The sequence below is a fragment of the Pseudomonas sp. HC1(2025) genome, assembly GCF_058742075.1.
Map to the genome: position 1 here is coordinate 4,353,045 of NZ_CP196017.1, position 19,023 is coordinate 4,372,067.

Genomic DNA, 19,023 nt, shown 5'->3' on the forward strand with positions numbered 1-19,023 from the left:
TTTAAACCACCAACGACAGCAGCATGATAAAGCCCAGCGCCACGATGGACAGGATGGTCTCCATGGCCGTCCAGGTCTTGAACGTCTCGGCCACGGTCATGTTGAAGTACTGCTTGACCAGCCAGAACCCTGCATCGTTGACGTGCGACAGAATCAACGACCCCGCCCCCGTCGCCAGCACCAGCAACTCCAGGTTGACCCCCGGCACCATCCCCACCACCGGCACCACAATGCCTGCGCCAGTAATGGTGGCAACGGTCGCCGAGCCCGTGGCAATCCGAATCACCGCCGCCACCAGCCAGGCCAGCAGGATCGGGTTGATCTGCGCTGTCACCGCCATATGGCCGATCACATCACCTACGCCGCTGGTCACCAGCATCTGCTTGAAACCGCCACCGGCACCGATGATCAGGATGATCGCGGCGGTCGGCGCAAGGCTGGCATCCAGCAGCTTGAGGATCTGTTTGGAATGGATGCCCTGGCGATGGCCAAAGGTGTACAGCGACAGCAGCAACGCCAGGAGCAAGGCGCTGATCGGGTGGCCGATCATGTCCATCCAGTTACGCACGATGTGCCCGTCTGGCAGGGCGATGTCGGCGAAGGTTTTGAGCAGCATCAGGAATACCGGCAGCAGCACGGTGATCAGGGTGATGCTGAAGCTCGGCAGGTTTTTCCCGTCGGACTCACGGGCCAGTTGGTCCACCAGTTCCTGGGACGGGTTGCCGGGGATGTACTTGGCAATGAACGTACCGAAGATCGGCCCGGCGATGATGGCGGTGGGCAAGGCGACGATCAGGCCGTAAAGGATGGTCTTGCCGATATCCGCGCCAAACACGCCAATGGCCAGCAACGGCCCCGGGTGCGGCGGCACCAGGCCGTGCACCGCCGAGAGGCCGGCGAGCAACGGGATGCCGATCTTGATCAGCGACACACCGGTGCGCCGCGCAACGATAAACACCAGCGGGATCAGCAACACAAAGCCGATCTCGAAGAACAGCGGGATGCCCACCAGGAAGGCGGCGAACATCATTGCCCACTGCACCTTGTCCTTACCGAAGGCGCGGATCAGGGTTTGGGCGATCTGATCGGCACCGCCGGATTCGGCCATCATCTTGCCGAGCATCGTACCCAGCGCCAGAATTATCCCGACAAACCCGAGCACGCCGCCGAAACCGTCCTGGAAGGCCTTGATGATCTTGTCCACGGGCATGCCCGAGGTCAGGCCCAGAAAACCTGAGGCGATGATCAGGGCGATAAAGGGGTGAACCTTGAACCGGGTGATCAACACGATCAACCCGATGATGGTGACCACTGCATCGAGCAGCAGGTAAGACTCGTGGGACATGCCAAACATGGGGGTCGTCTCCTGTTTGTTGTTGTTATTAAAGCGGGTGTTGAGTTTCGTGCCGTCGGATAGCGCTATCTTTCAGCCAAAAAATCATCGGGAAGGTTCAAAGCCGTGGGTCAGCCACCACGCGTGGGTCTGCGCGGCCAACGCGTCGATGCTGTCTTCACTGGCATTGAGGGCCAGGGTCAGCGGCTCGCCAATGGGCGATTCGAGGGTGGCGAACTGGCTGTCGATCAGGCTGGCCGGCATGAAATGGCCGGGGCGATGGGACACACGGTCGGCGGCCACCTCGCGGGTCAGTTCGAGGAAGACAAAGCCCAGGCCCGGCGCGGCTTCGCGCAGGTGATCGCGGTATTTTTTCTTCAGCGCCGAACAGGTCAGCACCGGATGCTCGCCGGCCTTGAGCGCACGGCGCAGCTCATCGCAGAGGATATCGAGCCAGCCGGCACGGTCGTCGTCGTTGAGAGGATGGCCTGCGCTCATCTTTTCGATGTTGGCAGCCGGGTGAAAGCTGTCGCCTTCAATGGCGGTGGCGCCGTTCAACAGGCACAGGGCCTCGCTGACACTGGACTTGCCACAGCCGGAAACACCCATGATGACCAGGGCGGTAACAGGTTGACTCATGAAACACCTCAGGACGCAGATAGCGCTACCTTTGCACGCCCTAAGGCTAGTGCAAAAACAGGCTTTTCCCGCGCCTAATTGTCATTTTTATGGAGTGACGCGTGCATCCTCTCCAACTGTTTGCGCAAGGATCAGGCAACCCTTTGCGCAAGTATTTGCAGGCCTTTGGAGACAGCGCTACCTTAGTGCCTCGATTTTTGTTTGGCAAGCCGCCTGATGACCTCCAAGAACGATAAAAATACCCGCACGACGGGTCGCCCTACCCTTAACGAAGTTGCCCGCCTGGCGGGTGTCAGCCCGATTACCGCCTCCCGGGCCCTGCGCGGGATCAGTACCGTGGCCACCGAACTGGTGGAAAAAGTACAGAAAGCCGCCGCCGAGCTGAACTACGTGGTCAACCCCGCCGCCCGCGCCCTGGCCTCGGCCCGCAGCCAGTCGGTAGTGGTGCTGGTGCCCTCGCTGTCCAACCTGCTGTTTATCGAAACCCTGGAAGCCATCCACCAGGTGCTGCGGCCCAAGGGCTTCGAAGTCCTGATCGGCAACACCCACTATTCCCGGGACGAAGAAGAAAACCTGTTGCGCAACTACATGGCCTACCAGCCTCGGGGCCTGCTGCTGACCGGCTTTGACCGCACCGAAAGCGCCCGGCGCATGGTGGAGTCGAGCAATGTGCCCTGCGTGTACATGATGGACCTGGACCCGACGGCCGGCCTCAACTGCGTCGGTTTCTCGCAGATCAGTGCCGGTGAAACCGCTGCGGCGCACCTGATCTCCCGGGGCCGCAAACGCCTGGCCTATGTCGGCGCGCAACTGGACCAGCGCACACTGCTGCGCGGTGAGGGTTTCCGTCGTGGCCTGCAACAGGCCGGCCTGTATGACCCGGCCCTCGAACTGCTGACCCCGCGCCCCTCGTCGGTGGGCCTGGGTGGCGAGTTGTTCCTGCAACTGTTGGCCAGCCACCCGGACGTGGACGCGATCTTCTTCGGCAACGACGACCTGGCCCAGGGCGCCCTGCTCGAAGCCCTGCGCCACGGGATCAAAGTGCCACAGCAGGTGGCGGTGCTGGGCTTCAACGACCTGCCCGCCTCCAGCTTCATGGTGCCGCGCCTGAGCAGCATCAGCACCCCACGCGAAGCCATTGGCCGACGCGCGGCAGAGCATTTGCTGACGGTGATGGCCGGCAACAAGATCGCCCGGCCGGTGGTGGATATGGGGTTTGAGTTGAAGGTGCGCGAGAGCACCTAGGCGCCAGCTGTAGGAATAGACTGACTCTTTGGCAGCGCCTTGCTCCGTTACCTACGGTTGCGTCAGAATCCGCCGGCTTGTGCGCCTGGGTGGGGCTCTCTAAGGTGGCCCGGTCGCTGAACTTCTCGGTGATCGGGTTTAGTAGCCTGAGCAGTCATACAAATGAGCATGAGCTTCATCTATCAGGCTTACCGCCTGTGCTTGATGGTGGCTGTGCGCAGGGCGCCCTCGTGGCGCGCCGGTTTTTTGTATGACTTTACCGGTCTACTAACCTGCGTACAGCCGCCACCCTTTCGTTTAGTAGCGACCCGGTGGTGGCCCAGCCAAAGGTCATAACGATGTTCAAAGTTACTCCCAACCCCCCGCTTCACGACGCAAAACTCAACCAGGCCGCCCACCGCGCTATTGATCACTACCTCAATCCCCCGACCGCCCCGGCGCCCGAACCTTCCACCCTGTTCACCGTCACTTCCGGCGCCAGCAGCGAAAGCCTGATTGCCAACAGCTATGAAACCTTTTCCTCCGTTACCACGTTGCTGCTGGACCTGTCCGAAGACCTGACCGGCAAAGACCGTGACAGGACCCTGGCGATTCATCAGTTGAGCGAGTTGGGCGTGTTGCTGATGAGCACACTGATGGACCAGCAAACACCGCACAACTAAAAGCCCAGACGCGATCAAAAAGGTGGGAGCGGGCTTGCCTGCGATGGCGGTGTGTCAGCCACCCAAGATAATGACTGGCACACCGCCATCGCAGGCAAGCCAGCTCCCACATTTTTTTACCGTGCCCACTTGGCCCCTGCTAAATTGGCCAACGCCAACTCACACCTGCCAGGGAAGCACCATGGGACATGCGCTGAAAATCTTGGGTCGCACTTCGTCCATCAACGTACGAAAAGTCCTGTGGACCTGCCAGGAACTGAACATCCCCTACGAGCGCGAAGACTGGGGCATCGGCTTCACCCCCACCCAATCACCCGCCTTCCTCGCCCTGAACCCCAACGCCCAGATCCCGGTGATCATCGACGACAACGGCGTGCTGTGGGAGTCCAATACCATCTGCCGCTACCTGGTGGGCCTGCACCAGCGTCAAGACCTGCTGCCCGCCGCCCCCGCGCCTCGCGCCAGGGTCGAGCAATGGATGGACTGGCAAGCCACCGAACTCAACCCGTCCTGGGGCTATGCCTTCCACGCCCTGGTGCGCCAGAACCCGGACTTCCAGGAGCCGCAGCGCATTGCTGGCGGTGTGCGCGGTTGGAACGACAAGATGGGGTTGCTGGAGCAGCAACTGAGCAAAACCGGCGCCTATGTGGCTGGCGACACCTTCAGCCTCGCCGATATCCTGATCGGCCTGTCGGTGCACCGCTGGCGGATGACGCCCATGGAGCACCCGTCCTACCCGGCTGTCGATGCGTACTACGCCCTGCTCAGCCAGCGCCCAGGTTTCCAGGCCTTTGCCCTCGACGGTCACAACTAAGGATTACACGATGAAAGGACTCAACGTACTGCTCACCGGCGCCTGCGGCAGGATCGGCAAGACATTTTTCGAAGCGTCGAAAGATCGCTACCGCTTTACCCTCACCGACCGCGTCGCACCGGGCTTCGCCCTCGACGGCCATCGCTTCGTGCAGGCCGACTTGAGTGACAAAACGGCCCTCACCGCGCTGCTCGACGGCATCGACGTGGTTGTGCACCTGTCGGGCATTCCCCACGCCAGCGCCACCTTCGACGAACTGCTCCCCAACAATATCCTCGCCACCACCTATCTGTTCGAAGCGGCTGTGGCCGCCAACGTCAAGCGCCTGGTCTTCGCCAGCAGCGCCCAGACCATCGAAGGCTACCCGGTGGATCGGCAAATCACCCCAGGCATGCCGGTGCTGCCGGCCAACCTGTATGGCGTGAGCAAATGCTACGGCGAAGCGCTGTGCGGCTATTACGCAGCCAAAACCCCACTCTCCACCATCGCGTTACGCATTGGCGCGTTTGAATTTGTCCAAACCCACGACCTGAACAACGCCCGCGACCTCAGCGCCTGGCTCAGCCCTCGGGATGCCGTGCAGTTGTTGCAACGCTCGGTGGAGGCCGAGGGGGTCAAGCACCTGATCGCCCATGGCATTTCCAATAACCGCTTCAAGCGCCTGGACTTGAGCGAGACCACACGGGTTCTTGGGTATCAGCCGCAGGACGATGCCTTCCAGGTCTTCGAGATTCCCATCACCTACTGAAGGCAATGGCCGCCGACGGCAAACATTGGCCGTCGGCAACCCGCTTGCAGCCTAAAGACTGCCCTCACAGCCAATGAACACAGGGGTTTTAGGTCCCGGCACGCTAATTGCTAAACCCTATGGACCGTTCAAAACCACAGGTGCCCGATCATGTTGGTCAATACCCAAGTCTCGTCCGTGATCCAACAGTCCAAACGCCCCGACCTGGACCCGGCCAACGCCGCCGCCAGCGCGCTGTACAGCGGCGTGATGCAGAACGTGCAGAACGCCGTTGCCGCAACCCAGGTGCAAGCCACGCAAAAGGCTACCGACACCACGGCCAGCAATGTGGATGCTGCGTTTGCCAAGACCCGCCTGCAACTGCAAGCAACGCCGCCGACCAGCGCCACGCCGGCCACCTCAGCCAATACCCAGGCTCGCACAGAATTCAATGAGTACATGACCAAGACGCCGGCCGAGCGCATTCGCGATCAGATCCTCAAGGAAAAGGGCCTGACCGAAGAAGAAGTGAAAGCGATGCCTATCGAACAGCAGAATGCCATTGCCCTGGAAGTGACTGAGCGCCTGAAAATGCAGGCGGCGCAGCAGTTTGCCGAGAAGACTGCCGACCCGCAGATCAAGGCCGTGAAAGATACCCTGGCGGCGATCTGACCCGTGTAGGAGCCGGCAAGCCGGCTCCGTTGGGGGGCTATTGCAGTTGCAGGGTGGAGTTGAACTGACCGATGGCATCCACCACATGCCGCGAGCCTTCCTGGATCTCCAGGATCACCTGCCCCGCTTCATTGGCCAACTCCACCCCCAGCCCGGTACGGCTCAGGCTCGACTGCATGCTCGATACCGCGCTCAGGGACAAATCGTGGTTTTTGCGCACCACATCGACAATCTCGATCGTCGCCTGGCTGGTACGCGCCGCCAGGCTGCGCACCTCGTCCGCCACCACTGCAAAACCACGGCCGTGCTCACCCGCGCGGGCGGCTTCAATCGCCGCGTTGAGTGCCAACAGGTTGGTTTGATCGGCAATCCCGCGAATGGTCTGCACGATGGTGCCGATAATGTCCGACTGCTTGCTCACCGCATCGATGCTCAACGCCGCTTCATTCAGGTCACGGGAGATTTCTTCGATGATCTGCACCGTCTGCTGCACCACTTGCGAACCCTTGCGGGCGCAGGCGTCGTTCTGTACCGAAGTGGCGTGGGCCGAGTCGGCAGCGTTACGCAAGGTGGTGACCTGTTCGGTGATGTCACTGGCGAACTTCACTACTTTGTACAGGCGGCCGTTGGTATCAAAGATTGGGTTGTAGGAGGCTTCCAGAAAAAGTGTCTGACCCTGCTTGTTGCGCCGTTCAAAACGGTGGGAGTGGAATTCGCCGCGGTTGAGGGAGGCCCAGAATGCTTTGTAAGCCGGCGACTCCACCTCCGCGCGATGGCAAAACATGCTGTGGTGCTGGCCAACGATTTCGCCGAGGGAATACTGCACCGTCTTCAGGAAATTCTGGTTGGCATTGAGGATCTGCCCCTGGGGCGTGAACTCAATGACGGCCATGGAACGGCCGATGGCGTCGATCAGGCTTTGGTTTTCATGTTCACGGTGGATCCGCTCGGAAATATCCGACGCCACCTTGATCACGCTCTGCACCTGTTTATCCGGGCCGAACACTGGCATGTAGCTGGCCTCCAGCCACACTTCCTGACCGCTCTTGGTCAAGCGCATGAACGTGCCGCTGATGGGCTCGCCCTGGGCCAGGTCGCGCCACAACTTGGCGTAGGCGTCGCTGCGGTAGTAGGACTCTTCACAGAAGATTCGATGGTGTTTGCCGCGTACTTCCTCGGCGCTGTAGCCCATGGTCCTACAGAAGTTTTCGTTGGCATCCAGTACCACGCCGTCGCGATCGAACTCGATCATCGCCATCGAACGACTGATGGCCGCGAGCTTGGCTTGGGCCTGGGTCAGCGCACAGGAAAAACGCTCGATTTCCAGCAGGTCGGATTTGTGGTGGAGGTTAAACATGATCGGATCACCTTCAGCGCTGTCTTTGAATGACGGTTAGTTCTTGGATTTGACCCAGTACAACTTTCCACAAAACAGGCAAACGCATCCGTCCAGAGACAGGACAAGTGTCAGGCGATAGATAAATGATGGCCAATCGGAGAGTCCATGGGGCAACGCTCGCTGCAAGGCATCCTTTTCTTGATGACCCCCTCAGGGGTCCGCTTTAACCGACACACGTAAATCCATTTAACCTGATGCTCCTTTTTTCCCGGCGCTTTGACATACGCACTCATCTATTCACGGTTTGTATAGTGCTCATCAATCACTATGCAATCGGCCACCCAAAACGCTTCATATGGCAAGCGACATAAGTGGTTATGGGTGAGCATAGACAGGGCTTGGCGCTATGCAAGGCCAGTAATCAGCCAGTATTGATGAACAGGTATTGGAGGGGGACGTGCGGGGGGATGTCAGTGTGTATCGATACCGTATAGGAGCGAGCACGCTCGCTCCTATAGTCAGGCACTCAGTGACCGAACAGGCCTGTCTCGGTTTTCTTGGCTTTTTTGTCCGCGCGTTTTTCATCGGCGGTCTTTGCCGGTTTCTTCTTCGCGGCTTTCTTTGAATCCATACCTTTGGCCATGATGCATGCTCCACTAACAGAGGAAGTAACAAGGGGTATAACACCTATTGCCCAACAGAAGGCGCTTTGCCCGACTTATAATCCCCGGCCCTTGATCACGCCTGTCGAACTACCATGCCCGAGTTGCACATTGATCTACTGGCAGAGCCCCTGTGGCCGCTGCTGAACAAGTTCTACCGCAGCCACAATTCCTCGATGAAAGCCCTCAAGGGCGGCCAGTTGTGGGTGGCGCGCAATAGCGAGATTGTCGCCGGGCTGTGCCTGAGCCCTGTGGTCGGCGGCCAGTGGCTGACCGGGCTGTTTGTCGATCCGACATTGCGCGGGCAAGGGCTGGCAGCGCGGCTGATCGCCAAAGCCATCGCGCCTGTTGAAGGCACCGTGTGGTTACTGTGCCACCCCGACCTGGAAGAATTTTATGCCGCCCAGGGCTTCAGCCAGCAGACCGTGTTGCCACAGTCGTTGGCCGAGCGCCTGGTGCGCTATAAACGCAACAAGCCGATGATTGCCATGGGCCTGTGCCGCCAGGGTTAAGCGTCGGCGGCGGGATCCAGCTCCGGGAACATCACCTCGATAAACCCGAATTTGCTGAAGTCTGTAATCCGCGAGGGGTACAGGCGGCCAATCAGGTGGTCGCACTCATGCTGCACCACCCGTGCGTGGAAACCGTCGGCAATCCGCACAATCGGCTCGCCCTTGGGATCAAACCCCTCGTAGCGAATCTGCTGGTAGCGATCCACCGCACCGCGCAACCCAGGTACTGACAGGCAGCCTTCATAGCCCTCCTCCAGCACCGGGCTCAGCGGGGTAATCAGCGGGTTGATCAGGATGGTCTGGGGCACCGCCGGCGCATCCGGGTAGCGCTCGCTGCTCTCGAAGCCGAAAATCACCAGTTGCAGGTCGACACCGATCTGCGGCGCGGCCAAGCCGACGCCGCCCACGTGCTCCATGGTCTGGAACATGTCATCGATCAACTGCCACAGCTCGGGGCTGTCGAACATTTCCGGTGGCACCGGTGGCGCGATACGCAGCAGGCGCTCATCGCCCATTTTCAGGATTTCACGAATCATCGGTCAGGTTTCATCAGTGGTGGGCTTGGGAATCGAATGGTCCCGGCCAAGGCCCGAGACATGCTGTTTTTCATCGGGGTGATGCTCGCCAAAATCCTTCTCACCGGGGTCCTTGCCTTCGGCAGACATATGCTCGATCACTGCGTTCATCTCCGCGCCCAGCAGCAACACGGCGGCGGAAATATAGAAGTACAACAGTAGGACGATGATCGCGCCGATGCTGCCGTACATGGCGTTGTAGTCGGCGAAGGTCTTGACGTAATAGCCAAAGCCCAGTGAAGCCACGATCCAGACCACCACCGCCAGCACCGAGCCTGGCGTGATAAAGCGAAATTTCTGCTTCACGTCCGGCATCACGTAGTACATCAAGGCCACGGCGAACATCAGCAGGATCACGATCAACGGCCAGCGCAAGATGGTCCACAGGGTCACGACGAATTCCTGCATGCCGATCTGCCCGGCCAGCCATTCCATCACTTGCGGCCCCAGGACCATCAACGCGGCGGCCGCCAGCAACATGCCAGCGATGCCCACGGTGTAGAGAATCGACAGCGGGAAACGTTTCCAGATCGGCCGGCCTTCCACCACGTCGTAGGCGGCGTTCATCGCACTCATCATCAGGCGCACGCCCGCCGAGGCGGTCCACAGCGCAATGACGATACCCACCGACAGCAGCCCACCCTTGGATTGCTGCAACTGGTCGATCACCGGGTTGACCTGCTCCAGGGCCTGGGGCGGCAACACCAGTTCCGACTGCAGGCGCAACCAGCTGAAGAAGTCCGGCAGATGCAGGAAACCGATCAGGGCAATCAGGAACAGCAGGAAGGGGAACAGCGAAAACAGCATCTGGTAGGCCAGTGCCGAGGCGTAGGTAGGCATCTCGTCGTCGATGAACTCTGTGACGGTGCGCATCAATACGCGGTGCAGCGGCAGATCTTTTAATACCGGAAAAATCATAGCGTCTCCTTTCGCCGCAAAAGGTTGAGTTCGTGGGCGACTCAGGGGCCGTTTTCTACATCAAGGTAGCCTATTTGGCGACCTTGAAACAATTTCGAAACTTTAAACATCGGGTGTGACACAAAAACGGCCATCCGTGGATGGCCGTTATGCTGCATGGTGCAAACGCTGGAATCAGGCTTTGTCGACGGTATTCTTTACCGCGTCCTTGACCTTGCCGACCGCTTGCTGGGCTTCGCCCTTCTTCTCTTGGATCTTGCCTTCGGCCTCAAGCTTGGTGTTGTCAGTGGCTTTGCCGACACCTTGCTTGATGTTGCCGATGGCTTCGTTTGCTAAACCTTTTGCCTTATCCGCAGTGCTGCCCATGGTATTTCTCCGTAAGAACAATCAAGGGTTTTGGTCATTACGTAAGGGTTGACCCTGGGCCTCTGCGCAGAGTTTCAATTATTTGCGTAAGGCATTTCATCACCCAGCACAGGTTTGGCTTTATGTTTTGCGGCCAACCCCCGAGAATGCCCGGCAGATTCAGGCTCAACCGCTGAATAACAGATCCCGTAGGAAGGTTATGAAACTCAATAAATCACAGGCCATCGCCCGCAGAAACCTGGAACTGGGCGGTGCCGTGCTCGGCGTCAACAACTGCCACTTCACCGACCTGGACCGCAAGCGCAACATCTGGTGGTTCGACCTGCCAGTGGCACGCATCGCCATCGGCCAATACGAGTGGATTCATTTGTTGATGCACAACGCCGAGACCGACCAGTTGCTGCACCTGAAAGTACCGACCGTGTACCTGCGTGAAAAGCTTGAAGGGTTGGTGGTGCGCAACGCGGGCAAGCGCAAGCCGGAGATTACCCTGGAGCTGAGCGCGGACAAGGATTCGTTCCTGAAAGATGTACGCCCGGCAGGCGCTGGCGTGAGCTTCGCGCAGTTCGCCCTGTAAATACCCGATCACAAATGTGCGGGCTGACATGACGCCATCGCGGGCAAGCCCTAATGCCAGTCAGTTAAGCGCAGCCCCCACAGGGGGTTGTGCTGTACAGGAGTTTTGAGTGTGGCCCAGGAAAAATGGCTTGTCGGGTCGCCGCATCGCGGCGATAGCGGTGGGTCAGTCGAGACTCAGCGCCCAATAAAAAGCCCCGCATGCGCGGGGCTTTTTGTTTACTTCTTCAGGCCAAGCTTCTTGAGCTCTTCATCACGCAACTCGCGACGCAGGATCTTGCCCACATTGGTGGTCGGCAGTGCCTCGCGGAACTCGACAGCCTTGGGCACTTTGTAGCCGGTGACGTTGGCGCGCATGTGCTCCATCACCTGCTCCTTGGTCAGGGTCGCGCCCGGTTTGACCACGATGAACAGCTTGATGTGCTCGCCCGACTTTTCGTCCGGTACACCAATGGCCGCGCATTGCAGTACGCCTGGCAGGCTTGCCAGCACGTCCTCCAGCTCGTTGGGGTAGACGTTGAAGCCGGAGACCAGAATCATGTCTTTCTTGCGGTCGACGATGCGCATGTAGCCGTCTGGCTGGATGATCGCGATATCACCGGTTTTCAACCAGCCTTCGCTGTCGAGTACTTCGGCGGTGGCGTCTTCACGCTGCCAATAGCCCTTCATCACTTGCGGGCCCTTGACGCATAGTTCGCCGATTTCACCCAGGGGCAACTCGACGCCCTCATCCGAGATGACTTTGCACAGGGTCGAAGGCACCGGGATGCCAATGGTGCCGATCTGGATATTCTGGATTGGGTTGACCGTGGCCACCGGGCTGGTTTCGGTCATGCCGTAGCCTTCGCAGATATTGCAGCCGGTCACGGCTTTCCAACGCTCGGCGGCCGCCAGTTGCAGGGCCATGCCGCCCGACAGGGTGACCTTGAGCGCAGAGAAATCCAGCTTGCGAAAGCCTTCGTTGTTGCACAGGGCCACGAACAAGGTGTTCAGGCCGACAAAACCGCTGAACTTCCACTTCGACAACTCCTTGACCATCGCCGGCAGGTCGCGCGGGTTGCTGATCAGGATGTTGTGGTTGCCGATCAGCATCATCGCCATGCAATGAAAGGTGAAGGCATAGATATGGTAAAGCGGCAGCGGCGTGATCAGGATTTCGCAACCTTCATTGAGGTTGGAGCCCATCAGCGCCTTGCATTGCAGCATGTTGGCTACCAGGTTGCGATGGGTCAGCATCGCGCCCTTGGCTACGCCGGTGGTGCCACCGGTGTATTGCAGCACGGCCACGTCTTCGCTGGCAGGGCTGGCGTCGGTGACAGGTTGGCCATGGCCCTTGGCCAGGACGTCGTTGAACTTGATCGCCTGGGGCAAGTGATAGGCCGGGACCATTTTCTTCACGTACTTGATGACGCTGTTGATCAGCAGCCGCTTGAGCGGCGGCAACAGGTCAGCCACTTCGGTGACGATCACGTGCTTGACGCCAGTCTTGGGCACGACCTTTTCTGCCAGGTGCGCCATGTTGGCCAGGCAGATCAGGGCCTTGGCCCCGGAGTCGTTGAACTGGTGTTCCATTTCCCGCGCGGTGTACAGCGGGTTGGTGTTGACCACGATCAGGCCGGCACGGATGGCACCGAACACGGCGACCGGGTATTGCAAGAGGTTGGGCAGTTGCACGGCGATTCGATCACCGGGCTGCAAGTCGGTATGCTGTTGCAGGTACGCGGCAAAGGCACCGGACAATTCGTACAGCTCACCGTAGGTGATTGTCTTGCCCAGGTTGCTGAAAGCCGGTTTGTTGGCGAAGCGCTGGCAGGACTGTTTCAGTACCGCCTGAATATTTTGATACTCGTCTGGATTGATGTCTGCAGCAATCCCGGCGGGGTACTTATCCTTCCAAAAGTCTTCGATCATGGAAGCCCACTCCTCAGCGACGCGAATTCATTCACCGCATTTGATGCGATTATTATTTGTGTGTGTTTTTAGGTGATTCTGGCTGTTTCAAGCAGGCCGAGAGGTCACAAAGCGCGCCGAGAGTAGCAGCTTTGCAAAGGGCCGCCTAGAGCCAAAAGAAGGTCCTACAGTCATAAACATGACTCAAGAATATCCAGTAGTCACTTTTAGAGCAAAAATTCTATAAGCCACGGAACAGCTCTACTTTAAGGGCGTACGCAGTAAATGTGGGAGCTGGCTTGCCTGCGATGGCGGCGGGTCAGTCGACGCATCCTTCGACTGATACACCGCCATCGCAGGCAAGCCAGCTCCCACATTTGAATCGTATTTCAATTGAGATCAGGCGATGTCGCGAAGCTCGCGCCGTAGGATTTTTCCCACCGGTGTCATCGGCAGCGAGTCCCGCAACACAATGTACTTGGGCACTTTGTAGCCGGTGAAGTTGGCCTTGCAGTAGGTCTTCAGCTCCTCAAGGCTGACGCCCTGGGCCCGCGCCACCACGAACAGTTTCACCGCCTCGCCGGTACGCTCGTCCGGCACGCCGATCACTGCGCAGTTGGCGACGTTGGGGTGGGCCATCACCACATCCTCGATCTCGTTGGGGTACACATTGAAGCCCGAGACAATGATCAGGTCCTTCTTGCGATCGACAATGCGCACAAACCCGTCCGGGTCGATCACCGCAATATCGCCAGTCTTGAGCCAGCCTTCGGCGTCCAGGGTCTCGGCGGTGGCCGCCGGTTGCTGCCAGTAGCCCTTCATGACCTGCGGGCCCTTGATGCACAGCTCGCCCCGCTCACCCAGCGGCAACTCCTCGCTGGCGTCATCGATGACCTTCATCGCCGTGCCCGGCACCGGAATACCCACGGTGCCCAGGCGCGATTGATCACCGTAGGGGTTGGTGCTGGCCACCGGCGACGTTTCGGTCAGGCCGTAGCCTTCGCCGATGGAACAACCGGTGATCTGCTTCCAGCGCTCGGCCGTGGCCTTGACCAGGGCGGTGCCGCCGGAGTTGGTGATCTTCAGGTGGGAGAAGTCCAGGGTCTTGAAGTCCGGGTGTTCCATCAGCGCGACAAACAGCGTGTTGAGCCCCAGCAGCCCAGTGAACCGCCACTTCTTCAGTTCCTTGATAAAGCCGCCGATGTCCCGTGGATTGGTGATCAGCACGTTGTGGTTGCCGGTGACCATCATGCACATGCAGTTCGCGGTGAAGGCATAGATGTGGTACAGCGGCAGCGGCGCAATCATCACCTCCTGCCCTTCCTTGACCAGCGGATGCCCGTCTTCACGCAACTGGGACATGCACGCCCGCACCTGCTGCATATTCGCCACCAGGTTGCCGTGGGTGAGCATCGCGCCCTTGGCCAGGCCGGTGGTGCCGCCGGTGTATTGCAGCACGGCGATGTCATCGAGAGTCATCGGATGACGGGTCACGGCCAGGCCCGCGCCCATGCGCAAGGCGCGCTTGAACGACACCGCCCGAGGCAGGCTGTAGGCCGGGACCATTTTCTTCACCTTGTCGACCACGGTGTTGATCAGCCAACCCTTGGCGGCAGGCATGAAGTCGCCCATTTTTGCTTCGATCAGGTATTCGATCTCGGTGTCGGCCGCCACTTCCTGGACCCTGGAGCCGAACAGGTTGAGGTAGACCAGCCCACGAATGCCCGCGTCCTTGAACTGATGGCGCATTTCCCGCGGGGTGTACAGCGGGTTGGTGTTGACCACCACCAGCCCGGCGCGCAAGGCGCCGAACACGGCAATCGGATAATGCAGGACGTTGGGCATCTGCACCGCGATGCGGTCGCCCGGCTTGAGATCGGTGTGGTGCTGCAGGTAGCCGGCGAACGCCGCGCTCTGGCGCTCCAGGTCGGCGTAGGTCAGGGTGATCCCCATGTTGCTGAATGCCGGACGGTCGGCAAAGGCCTTGCAGGAACGCTCGAAGACTTCGATTACTGACTTGTACGCCGACAGGTCAAGCTCGTTGGGCACACCGGCCGCGCGTTTGTCATTCCAGAAATCAGGTTGCATTATTCTTGTCCTCTTACCCGAGTGTGCCCGACCGCTTCCGGCTGTTTATGGGAAGCGGAGCTTCGGGGACGTTAGCAGCTATGGCCAAACAGGCAAATACACTAAAACGTGTCATTGATTGTATGAATCTTGCCCCTGAGGCCAAGGGTGATCAGACGCCCGCCCCCGGATGAGCTATACACTGCAACGACCCTGAGCAAAGGAAGCGCCATGAACCACACCACTTTCTGGCTGACCGCGAACGACCGCAGCCGCCTGTACGTCAACCAATGGCTACCGGACGGGCCGCCCACGGCGCTGGTGATGTTGGCCCATGGCATGGCCGAGCACAGCGGCCGCTATGGGCGCCTGGCCCAGGCCCTGTGTGACGCAGGCTACGGTGTGTATGCCCCAGACCAGCGCGGCCACGGCCGTACGGCCGATGAAGGCACCCTGGGCCTGTTCGCCGAACGCGATGGCTGGAACAAAGTGGTAGGTGACCTGGCCGCGCTCAACCAGCACATCGGCCAGCAGGCCCCCGGTGTGCCGATCATCCTGCTGGGCCACAGCATGGGCAGCTACATCGCCCAAGCCTATTTGCTGCATCACAGCGCCAGCCTGCATGGGGCGATTCTCAGTGGCTCGAATTTCCAGCCGGTGGCCCTGTACCGCGCCGCCCAACTGATCGCCCGCGCCGAACGCCTGCGCCAGGGCCTGCGGGGCCGTAGCGCGTTGATCGAGTTTCTATCGTTTGGCTCATTCAACAAGGCCTTCAAGCCTAACCGCACGGCATTCGACTGGCTGAGCCGCGACCCGGACGAGGTGGACAAGTACGTCAACGACCCCCTGTGCGGCTTTCGCTGCACCAACCAGCTGTGGATCGACCTGCTCGGCGGCTTGCAGCAAATCAGCAAAGCGTCCAATCTCAAACAGATTGATCCGGGCCTGCCGATTCTGGTGATGGGCGGCGAATGTGATCCGGTCAGTGAGGGCAAGCGTCTCACCCGTCTGGCTAACGCGCTGCGGCAGGCAGGCTGCCAGAACCTGCAAGTGAACATTTACCCGCAAGCACGCCACGAACTCTTCAATGAAACCAACCGTGATGCGGTCACCGCCGATGTGCTGGCATGGATGGCACAGGCCGTGGACCATCGAAGGCCTGCGCGCTGCGAGTGAAGGCACAAATATTTTCGTTTAAAATCAACGAATTAAGATTATCGATTAGCCACAGGATGCACGATTAGATGACCCAGGTTACCAACACTCCGTACGACGCCCTCGAAGTTGGCCAGAAAGCCACCTACAGCAAAACCGTGGAAGAGCGCGATATCCAGCTGTTCGCGGCAATGTCCGGCGACCATAACCCGGTACACCTGGATGCCGAATTCGCCAAGGCGACCATGTTCAAGGAGCGTATCGCCCACGGCATGTTCAGCGGCGCCTTGATCAGCGCGGCAGTCGCCTGTGAGTTGCCTGGGCCGGGCACTATCTATATCGGCCAGCAGATGAGCTTCCAGAAGCCAGTGAAAATCGGCGACACCCTGACCGTACGTCTGGAAATCCTCGAGAAGCTGCCCAAGTTCCGCGTGCGGATTGCCACTCAGGTGTTCAACCAGCGTGATGAGTTGGTGGTGGATGGCGAAGCCGAGATCCTCGCGCCACGCAAACAGCAGGTTGTGACCTTGACCGAGTTGCCGGCGATCAGCATCGGCTGACCAGGAATGTGAAATAAAAATGTGGGAGCGGGCTTGCCCGCGATGGCGTCATTTCAGTCGATACATACATCGACTGATCAACCGCTATCGCAGGCAAGCCAGCTCCCACATTTGTTACTGCACCGCGGTTCAGGACTGGGCGCGAGCCTGGTTACGCAGGGCTTTGACCTGGTCGTGATTGCGCTGTGCACCGTGGTACTGACGCTCAACCAGGTCACGAATACCCACCAGGTTGTGCTTGTTGATTTTCTCGATGGCCTCTTTATAAGCCTTCAATGCGTGGTCTTCACCGCGCTCGGCTTCGTTGAGCACGGCCTCTTCGTCCTTGCCTGTCACCAGCGACTTCACGTCCACCCAACCGCGGTGCAGTGCACCGGCAACGCTGCCGGAATCTTCCGGGTCACCACCCAAGGCGCGCACGGCCGTTTGCAGTTCGGCAGCCGCCGTCGCGCAGTCTGCGGAACGCTTGGTGAACAGCGCCTTGAGCTCTGGATGCTTGATGTCTTCTGCGCAGGTCTTGAAGCCTTCCTGGCCGTCTTTACTGGTTTCGATCAGGTCATTGAGTACGGAGATCGATTCTTTGTTGATGTCAGTCATTTTTCAATTCCTTCGCGGGTTTAGAAACGTATTGGGGTAGTTGCAGCGCCCGTGCCAGGTCTTGAATTAATATTTAATCTTTTATTTTCAATAACTTATAAATACCAAGCAAATCTGTATCCGCTTTATTTGCATGATCTGTCATTTGGCCTTCATGCAGAATGCCTGTATTTTCCAAGGCACCCTCCTGATTGCCTGAAGCCCGTATGAACCCCGAAAAACTCGAACTGCTGATCACCCGCCAAATGCCATTCGGCAAGTACAAAGGCACGATCATTGCTGACCTGCCCGGCCCTTACCTGAACTGGTTTGCCCGCGAAGGATTCCCCCACGGCGAGTTGGGCGGCCTGCTGGCGTTGATGCAGGAAATCGACCACAACGGCCTGGCCGAACTGCTGGAACCGTTGCGCGCCAAACATGGCAAACCCGCCCCACGCCACTAATCGAGCCTGACCATGCCCCACACCCGCGACGAGGCCTACTGGCAGGCCATTGCCCAGCGCTATGAGCTGGAACCCGGCCCCATCAATCTGGAAAACGGCTACTTCGCCCGCATGAGCCGCGCGGTGCTGGCCCAGTATCAGGAGCACGTGGCGTTTATCAATCGCAGCAACTCGGTGCATGTGCGCCAGCGCTTCGAGCAAGGGCAAGATGTCGAGATTCGCCGGCAGTTGGCCGAGTTGATCAACGTCGATCCAGAAGCCGTCGCCTTCACCCGCAATGCCACCGAAGCCCTGCAGTCGCTGATCCGCAACTACAACCGCCTGCAACCGGGTGACCAGGTGCTGATCAGCGACCTGGAATACGACACGGTCAAGGGCGCCATGCGCTGGCTCGCCGGCTACCGTGGGGTGGAGGTGATCGAAGTGTCCCACGCCCACCCGGCCAGTTTCGACAGCCTGGTGCAGACCTATCGCGACACTTTCAGCCGTTACCCATGCCTGAAACTGATGGCCCTGACCTATGTCACCCACCGTACCGGCCTGGTGATGCCGGTCGAGGCCATCGCCCACGCGGCACGGGAGTATGGCGTCGAGATCATCCTCGATGGCGCCCACGCGTTGGGCCTGATCGACTTCGACCTGGACCGGCTGGGCATCTCGTTCGCCGGCTTCAACCTGCACAAGTGGATCGGTGCACCGCTGACCCTGGGCTTTGTGTATATAGCCCCTGGGCGTCTGGCGGAAATTGATCCAGACATGGGCGAGTTCCATTACCCGGCAACCGATGTGCGCGCCCGTACGCCCTACAGCACACCGAACTTTCCGGCGCTGATGACCTTGCCGCTGGTGTTCGAAGAACATCGGGCCCTGGGCGGTGCGCAGGCCAAGGGCGCGCGGTTGAGTTACCTGCGTGACCTGTGGGTGAGCCAGGTGCGGCCATTGCCGGGGATCGAGGTAGTGACCCCGGATGATCCACGGTTGTATTGCGCGATTACCGCGTTCAAATTCAGCGGGCGCGATCAGCAAGTGATGGCGGATCGATTGCTAGCTGAGCACAACCTGTTTACCACCCTGCGCAGTGGCGCGGCGTTTGGTACCTGCATACGGGTGACGCCGGGGTTGGTGACGTCGGCGGCGGACATCGGCGTGCTGGTCAATGCGATTACCGAGCTGAACACTGATTAAAATGTGGGAGCTGGCTTGCCTGCGATGGTCGTTAACGATGACGAATGAATACCAGATACTCTGATGTGTTCTTTCGGGCGTCATCG

Annotated in this window: 20 protein-coding genes and 1 pseudogene; 11 read left to right on the top strand and 10 right to left on the bottom strand. The window is 59.4% G+C overall.

All coding sequences use genetic code 11. The annotated features are described in order from the left end of the window. Position 1: 1 nt before the first annotated feature. Complete coding sequence (locus tag ACSSVH_RS19420) at positions 2-1,354, bottom strand: GntP family permease (RefSeq protein ID WP_169955332.1); 1,353 nt, start codon at positions 1,352-1,354, stop codon at positions 2-4. Between the two features lie 84 nt (positions 1,355-1,438). Next, the gene (locus ACSSVH_RS19425) at positions 1,439-1,972 is read right to left on the bottom strand and encodes a gluconokinase (protein ID WP_170041931.1); all 534 of its coding nucleotides are present in this window, start codon (positions 1,970-1,972) and stop codon (positions 1,439-1,441) included. Between the two features lie 213 nt (positions 1,973-2,185). Between ACSSVH_RS19425 and gntR the strand changes: the two genes are divergently transcribed. The 5 genes from gntR (at position 2,186) to ACSSVH_RS19450 (ending at position 6,092) form a co-directional block, all read left to right on the top strand. Further along, a complete protein-coding gene (gene gntR / locus ACSSVH_RS19430) occupies positions 2,186-3,217 on the top strand; it encodes an HTH-type transcriptional regulator GntR (protein ID WP_169955372.1) in 1,032 nt (343 codons plus the stop codon). 338 nt (positions 3,218-3,555) lie between these two features. Then, positions 3,556-3,879: a DUF6124 family protein gene (locus ACSSVH_RS19435; RefSeq protein ID WP_170041930.1), complete on the top strand. Its 324-nt coding sequence runs from the start codon at positions 3,556-3,558 to the stop codon at positions 3,877-3,879. Positions 3,880-4,060: 181 nt separating this feature from the next. Continuing rightward, positions 4,061-4,693 (top strand): glutathione S-transferase family protein, encoded by a 633-nt coding sequence (locus ACSSVH_RS19440; RefSeq protein WP_492633620.1) that lies wholly within the window; start codon positions 4,061-4,063, stop codon positions 4,691-4,693. A 10-nt stretch (positions 4,694-4,703) separates the two neighbouring features. After that, positions 4,704-5,441 carry an NAD-dependent epimerase/dehydratase family protein gene (locus tag ACSSVH_RS19445; RefSeq protein WP_492633621.1) on the top strand — a complete coding sequence of 246 codons (738 nt, stop codon included), beginning with the start codon at positions 4,704-4,706 and terminating at the stop codon, positions 5,439-5,441. 150 nt (positions 5,442-5,591) lie between these two features. Further along, positions 5,592-6,092 (top strand): hypothetical protein, encoded by a 501-nt coding sequence (locus ACSSVH_RS19450; RefSeq protein ID WP_169955337.1) that lies wholly within the window; start codon positions 5,592-5,594, stop codon positions 6,090-6,092. A 37-nt stretch (positions 6,093-6,129) separates the two neighbouring features. Here the strand turns inward: ACSSVH_RS19450 and ACSSVH_RS19455 are convergent, their stop codons facing one another. Beyond that, positions 6,130-6,699: a methyl-accepting chemotaxis protein gene (locus ACSSVH_RS19455; protein ID WP_407073433.1), complete on the bottom strand. Its 570-nt coding sequence runs from the start codon at positions 6,697-6,699 to the stop codon at positions 6,130-6,132. Further along, positions 6,673-7,449, bottom strand: a pseudogene (locus ACSSVH_RS19460) (PAS domain-containing protein); the annotation flags it as partial. The pseudogene ACSSVH_RS19460 and the gene ACSSVH_RS19455, both read right to left, overlap by 27 nt. A 739-nt stretch (positions 7,450-8,188) precedes the next feature. Here ACSSVH_RS19460 and ACSSVH_RS19465 point away from each other — a divergent pair. After that, entirely contained in the window at positions 8,189-8,605 is a 417-nt protein-coding gene (locus ACSSVH_RS19465) for a GNAT family N-acetyltransferase (protein WP_169955339.1), read from the top strand. Here the strand turns inward: ACSSVH_RS19465 and def are convergent. From def to ACSSVH_RS19480, 3 genes are all read right to left on the bottom strand, one after another. Further along, positions 8,602-9,141 carry a peptide deformylase gene (gene def / locus ACSSVH_RS19470; protein ID WP_029296447.1) on the bottom strand — a complete coding sequence of 180 codons (540 nt, stop codon included), beginning with the start codon at positions 9,139-9,141 and terminating at the stop codon, positions 8,602-8,604. The genes ACSSVH_RS19465 and def overlap by 4 nt on opposite strands. Positions 9,142-9,144: 3 nt before the next feature. Further along, complete coding sequence (locus tag ACSSVH_RS19475; RefSeq protein WP_029296445.1) at positions 9,145-10,098, bottom strand: YihY/virulence factor BrkB family protein; 954 nt, start codon at positions 10,096-10,098, stop codon at positions 9,145-9,147. A gap of 174 nt (positions 10,099-10,272) precedes the next feature. Beyond that, on the bottom strand, positions 10,273-10,464 hold the full coding sequence (locus ACSSVH_RS19480) for a CsbD family protein (protein WP_170041927.1): 192 nt from the start codon (positions 10,462-10,464) through the stop codon (positions 10,273-10,275). A 199-nt stretch (positions 10,465-10,663) separates the two neighbouring features. Between ACSSVH_RS19480 and ACSSVH_RS19485 the strand changes: the two genes are divergently transcribed. Beyond that, positions 10,664-11,041 (top strand): hypothetical protein, encoded by a 378-nt coding sequence (locus tag ACSSVH_RS19485; protein WP_057439943.1) that lies wholly within the window; start codon positions 10,664-10,666, stop codon positions 11,039-11,041. A 218-nt stretch (positions 11,042-11,259) separates the two neighbouring features. Here the strand turns inward: ACSSVH_RS19485 and fadD1 are convergent, their stop codons facing one another. Both fadD1 and fadD2 read right to left on the bottom strand, forming a co-directional pair. Continuing rightward, on the bottom strand, positions 11,260-12,951 hold the full coding sequence (gene fadD1 / locus ACSSVH_RS19490; protein ID WP_170041926.1) for a long-chain-fatty-acid--CoA ligase FadD1: 1,692 nt from the start codon (positions 12,949-12,951) through the stop codon (positions 11,260-11,262). A gap of 378 nt (positions 12,952-13,329) precedes the next feature. Continuing rightward, a complete protein-coding gene (gene fadD2 / locus ACSSVH_RS19495) occupies positions 13,330-15,018 on the bottom strand; it encodes a long-chain-fatty-acid--CoA ligase FadD2 (protein WP_492633622.1) in 1,689 nt (562 codons plus the stop codon). A gap of 210 nt (positions 15,019-15,228) precedes the next feature. Here fadD2 and ACSSVH_RS19500 point away from each other — a divergent pair, with 210 nt between their 5' ends. Then, positions 15,229-16,173: an alpha/beta hydrolase gene (locus ACSSVH_RS19500; protein WP_169955343.1), complete on the top strand. Its 945-nt coding sequence runs from the start codon at positions 15,229-15,231 to the stop codon at positions 16,171-16,173. A 68-nt stretch (positions 16,174-16,241) separates the two neighbouring features. Continuing rightward, positions 16,242-16,712 carry a MaoC family dehydratase gene (locus tag ACSSVH_RS19505; protein ID WP_169955344.1) on the top strand — a complete coding sequence of 157 codons (471 nt, stop codon included), beginning with the start codon at positions 16,242-16,244 and terminating at the stop codon, positions 16,710-16,712. A 129-nt stretch (positions 16,713-16,841) separates the two neighbouring features. Here the strand turns inward: ACSSVH_RS19505 and ACSSVH_RS19510 are convergent, their stop codons facing one another. Then, entirely contained in the window at positions 16,842-17,309 is a 468-nt protein-coding gene (locus tag ACSSVH_RS19510; protein ID WP_029296433.1) for a ferritin-like domain-containing protein, read from the bottom strand. 206 nt (positions 17,310-17,515) lie between these two features. Here ACSSVH_RS19510 and ACSSVH_RS19515 point away from each other — a divergent pair, with 206 nt between their 5' ends. Then, on the top strand, positions 17,516-17,752 hold the full coding sequence (locus tag ACSSVH_RS19515) for a DUF3820 family protein (RefSeq protein WP_170056874.1): 237 nt from the start codon (positions 17,516-17,518) through the stop codon (positions 17,750-17,752). A 12-nt stretch (positions 17,753-17,764) separates the two neighbouring features. Further along, positions 17,765-18,937, top strand: coding sequence for an aminotransferase class V-fold PLP-dependent enzyme (locus ACSSVH_RS19520; protein ID WP_492633623.1), 1,173 nt, complete (start codon positions 17,765-17,767; stop codon positions 18,935-18,937). Positions 18,938-19,023: the final 86 nt, after the last annotated feature.

Excerpts from the sequence above, each read along its gene's own strand:
- ACSSVH_RS19505 (WP_169955344.1), top strand. The coding sequence starts at position 16,242 with ATGACCCAGGTTACCAACACTCCGTACGACGCCCTCGAAGTTGGCCAG.
- ACSSVH_RS19480 (WP_170041927.1), bottom strand. The coding sequence starts at position 10,464 with ATGGGCAGCACTGCGGATAAGGCAAAAGGTTTAGCAAACGAAGCCATC.
- ACSSVH_RS19475 (WP_029296445.1), bottom strand. The coding sequence starts at position 10,098 with ATGATTTTTCCGGTATTAAAAGATCTGCCGCTGCACCGCGTATTGATG.
- ACSSVH_RS19520 (WP_492633623.1), top strand. The coding sequence starts at position 17,765 with ATGCCCCACACCCGCGACGAGGCCTACTGGCAGGCCATTGCCCAGCGC.
- ACSSVH_RS19420 (WP_169955332.1), bottom strand. The coding sequence starts at position 1,354 with ATGTTTGGCATGTCCCACGAGTCTTACCTGCTGCTCGATGCAGTGGTC.
- ACSSVH_RS19425 (WP_170041931.1), bottom strand. The coding sequence starts at position 1,972 with ATGAGTCAACCTGTTACCGCCCTGGTCATCATGGGTGTTTCCGGCTGT.
- fadD2 (WP_492633622.1), bottom strand. The coding sequence starts at position 15,018 with ATGCAACCTGATTTCTGGAATGACAAACGCGCGGCCGGTGTGCCCAAC.
- ACSSVH_RS19515 (WP_170056874.1), top strand. The coding sequence starts at position 17,516 with ATGAACCCCGAAAAACTCGAACTGCTGATCACCCGCCAAATGCCATTC.
- ACSSVH_RS19445 (WP_492633621.1), top strand. The coding sequence starts at position 4,704 with ATGAAAGGACTCAACGTACTGCTCACCGGCGCCTGCGGCAGGATCGGC.
- ACSSVH_RS19500 (WP_169955343.1), top strand. The coding sequence starts at position 15,229 with ATGAACCACACCACTTTCTGGCTGACCGCGAACGACCGCAGCCGCCTG.
- ACSSVH_RS19465 (WP_169955339.1), top strand. The coding sequence starts at position 8,189 with ATGCCCGAGTTGCACATTGATCTACTGGCAGAGCCCCTGTGGCCGCTG.
- ACSSVH_RS19435 (WP_170041930.1), top strand. The coding sequence starts at position 3,556 with ATGTTCAAAGTTACTCCCAACCCCCCGCTTCACGACGCAAAACTCAAC.
- fadD1 (WP_170041926.1), bottom strand. The coding sequence starts at position 12,951 with ATGATCGAAGACTTTTGGAAGGATAAGTACCCCGCCGGGATTGCTGCA.
- ACSSVH_RS19485 (WP_057439943.1), top strand. The coding sequence starts at position 10,664 with ATGAAACTCAATAAATCACAGGCCATCGCCCGCAGAAACCTGGAACTG.
- def (WP_029296447.1), bottom strand. The coding sequence starts at position 9,141 with ATGATTCGTGAAATCCTGAAAATGGGCGATGAGCGCCTGCTGCGTATC.
- ACSSVH_RS19450 (WP_169955337.1), top strand. The coding sequence starts at position 5,592 with ATGTTGGTCAATACCCAAGTCTCGTCCGTGATCCAACAGTCCAAACGC.
- ACSSVH_RS19440 (WP_492633620.1), top strand. The coding sequence starts at position 4,061 with ATGGGACATGCGCTGAAAATCTTGGGTCGCACTTCGTCCATCAACGTA.
- ACSSVH_RS19510 (WP_029296433.1), bottom strand. The coding sequence starts at position 17,309 with ATGACTGACATCAACAAAGAATCGATCTCCGTACTCAATGACCTGATC.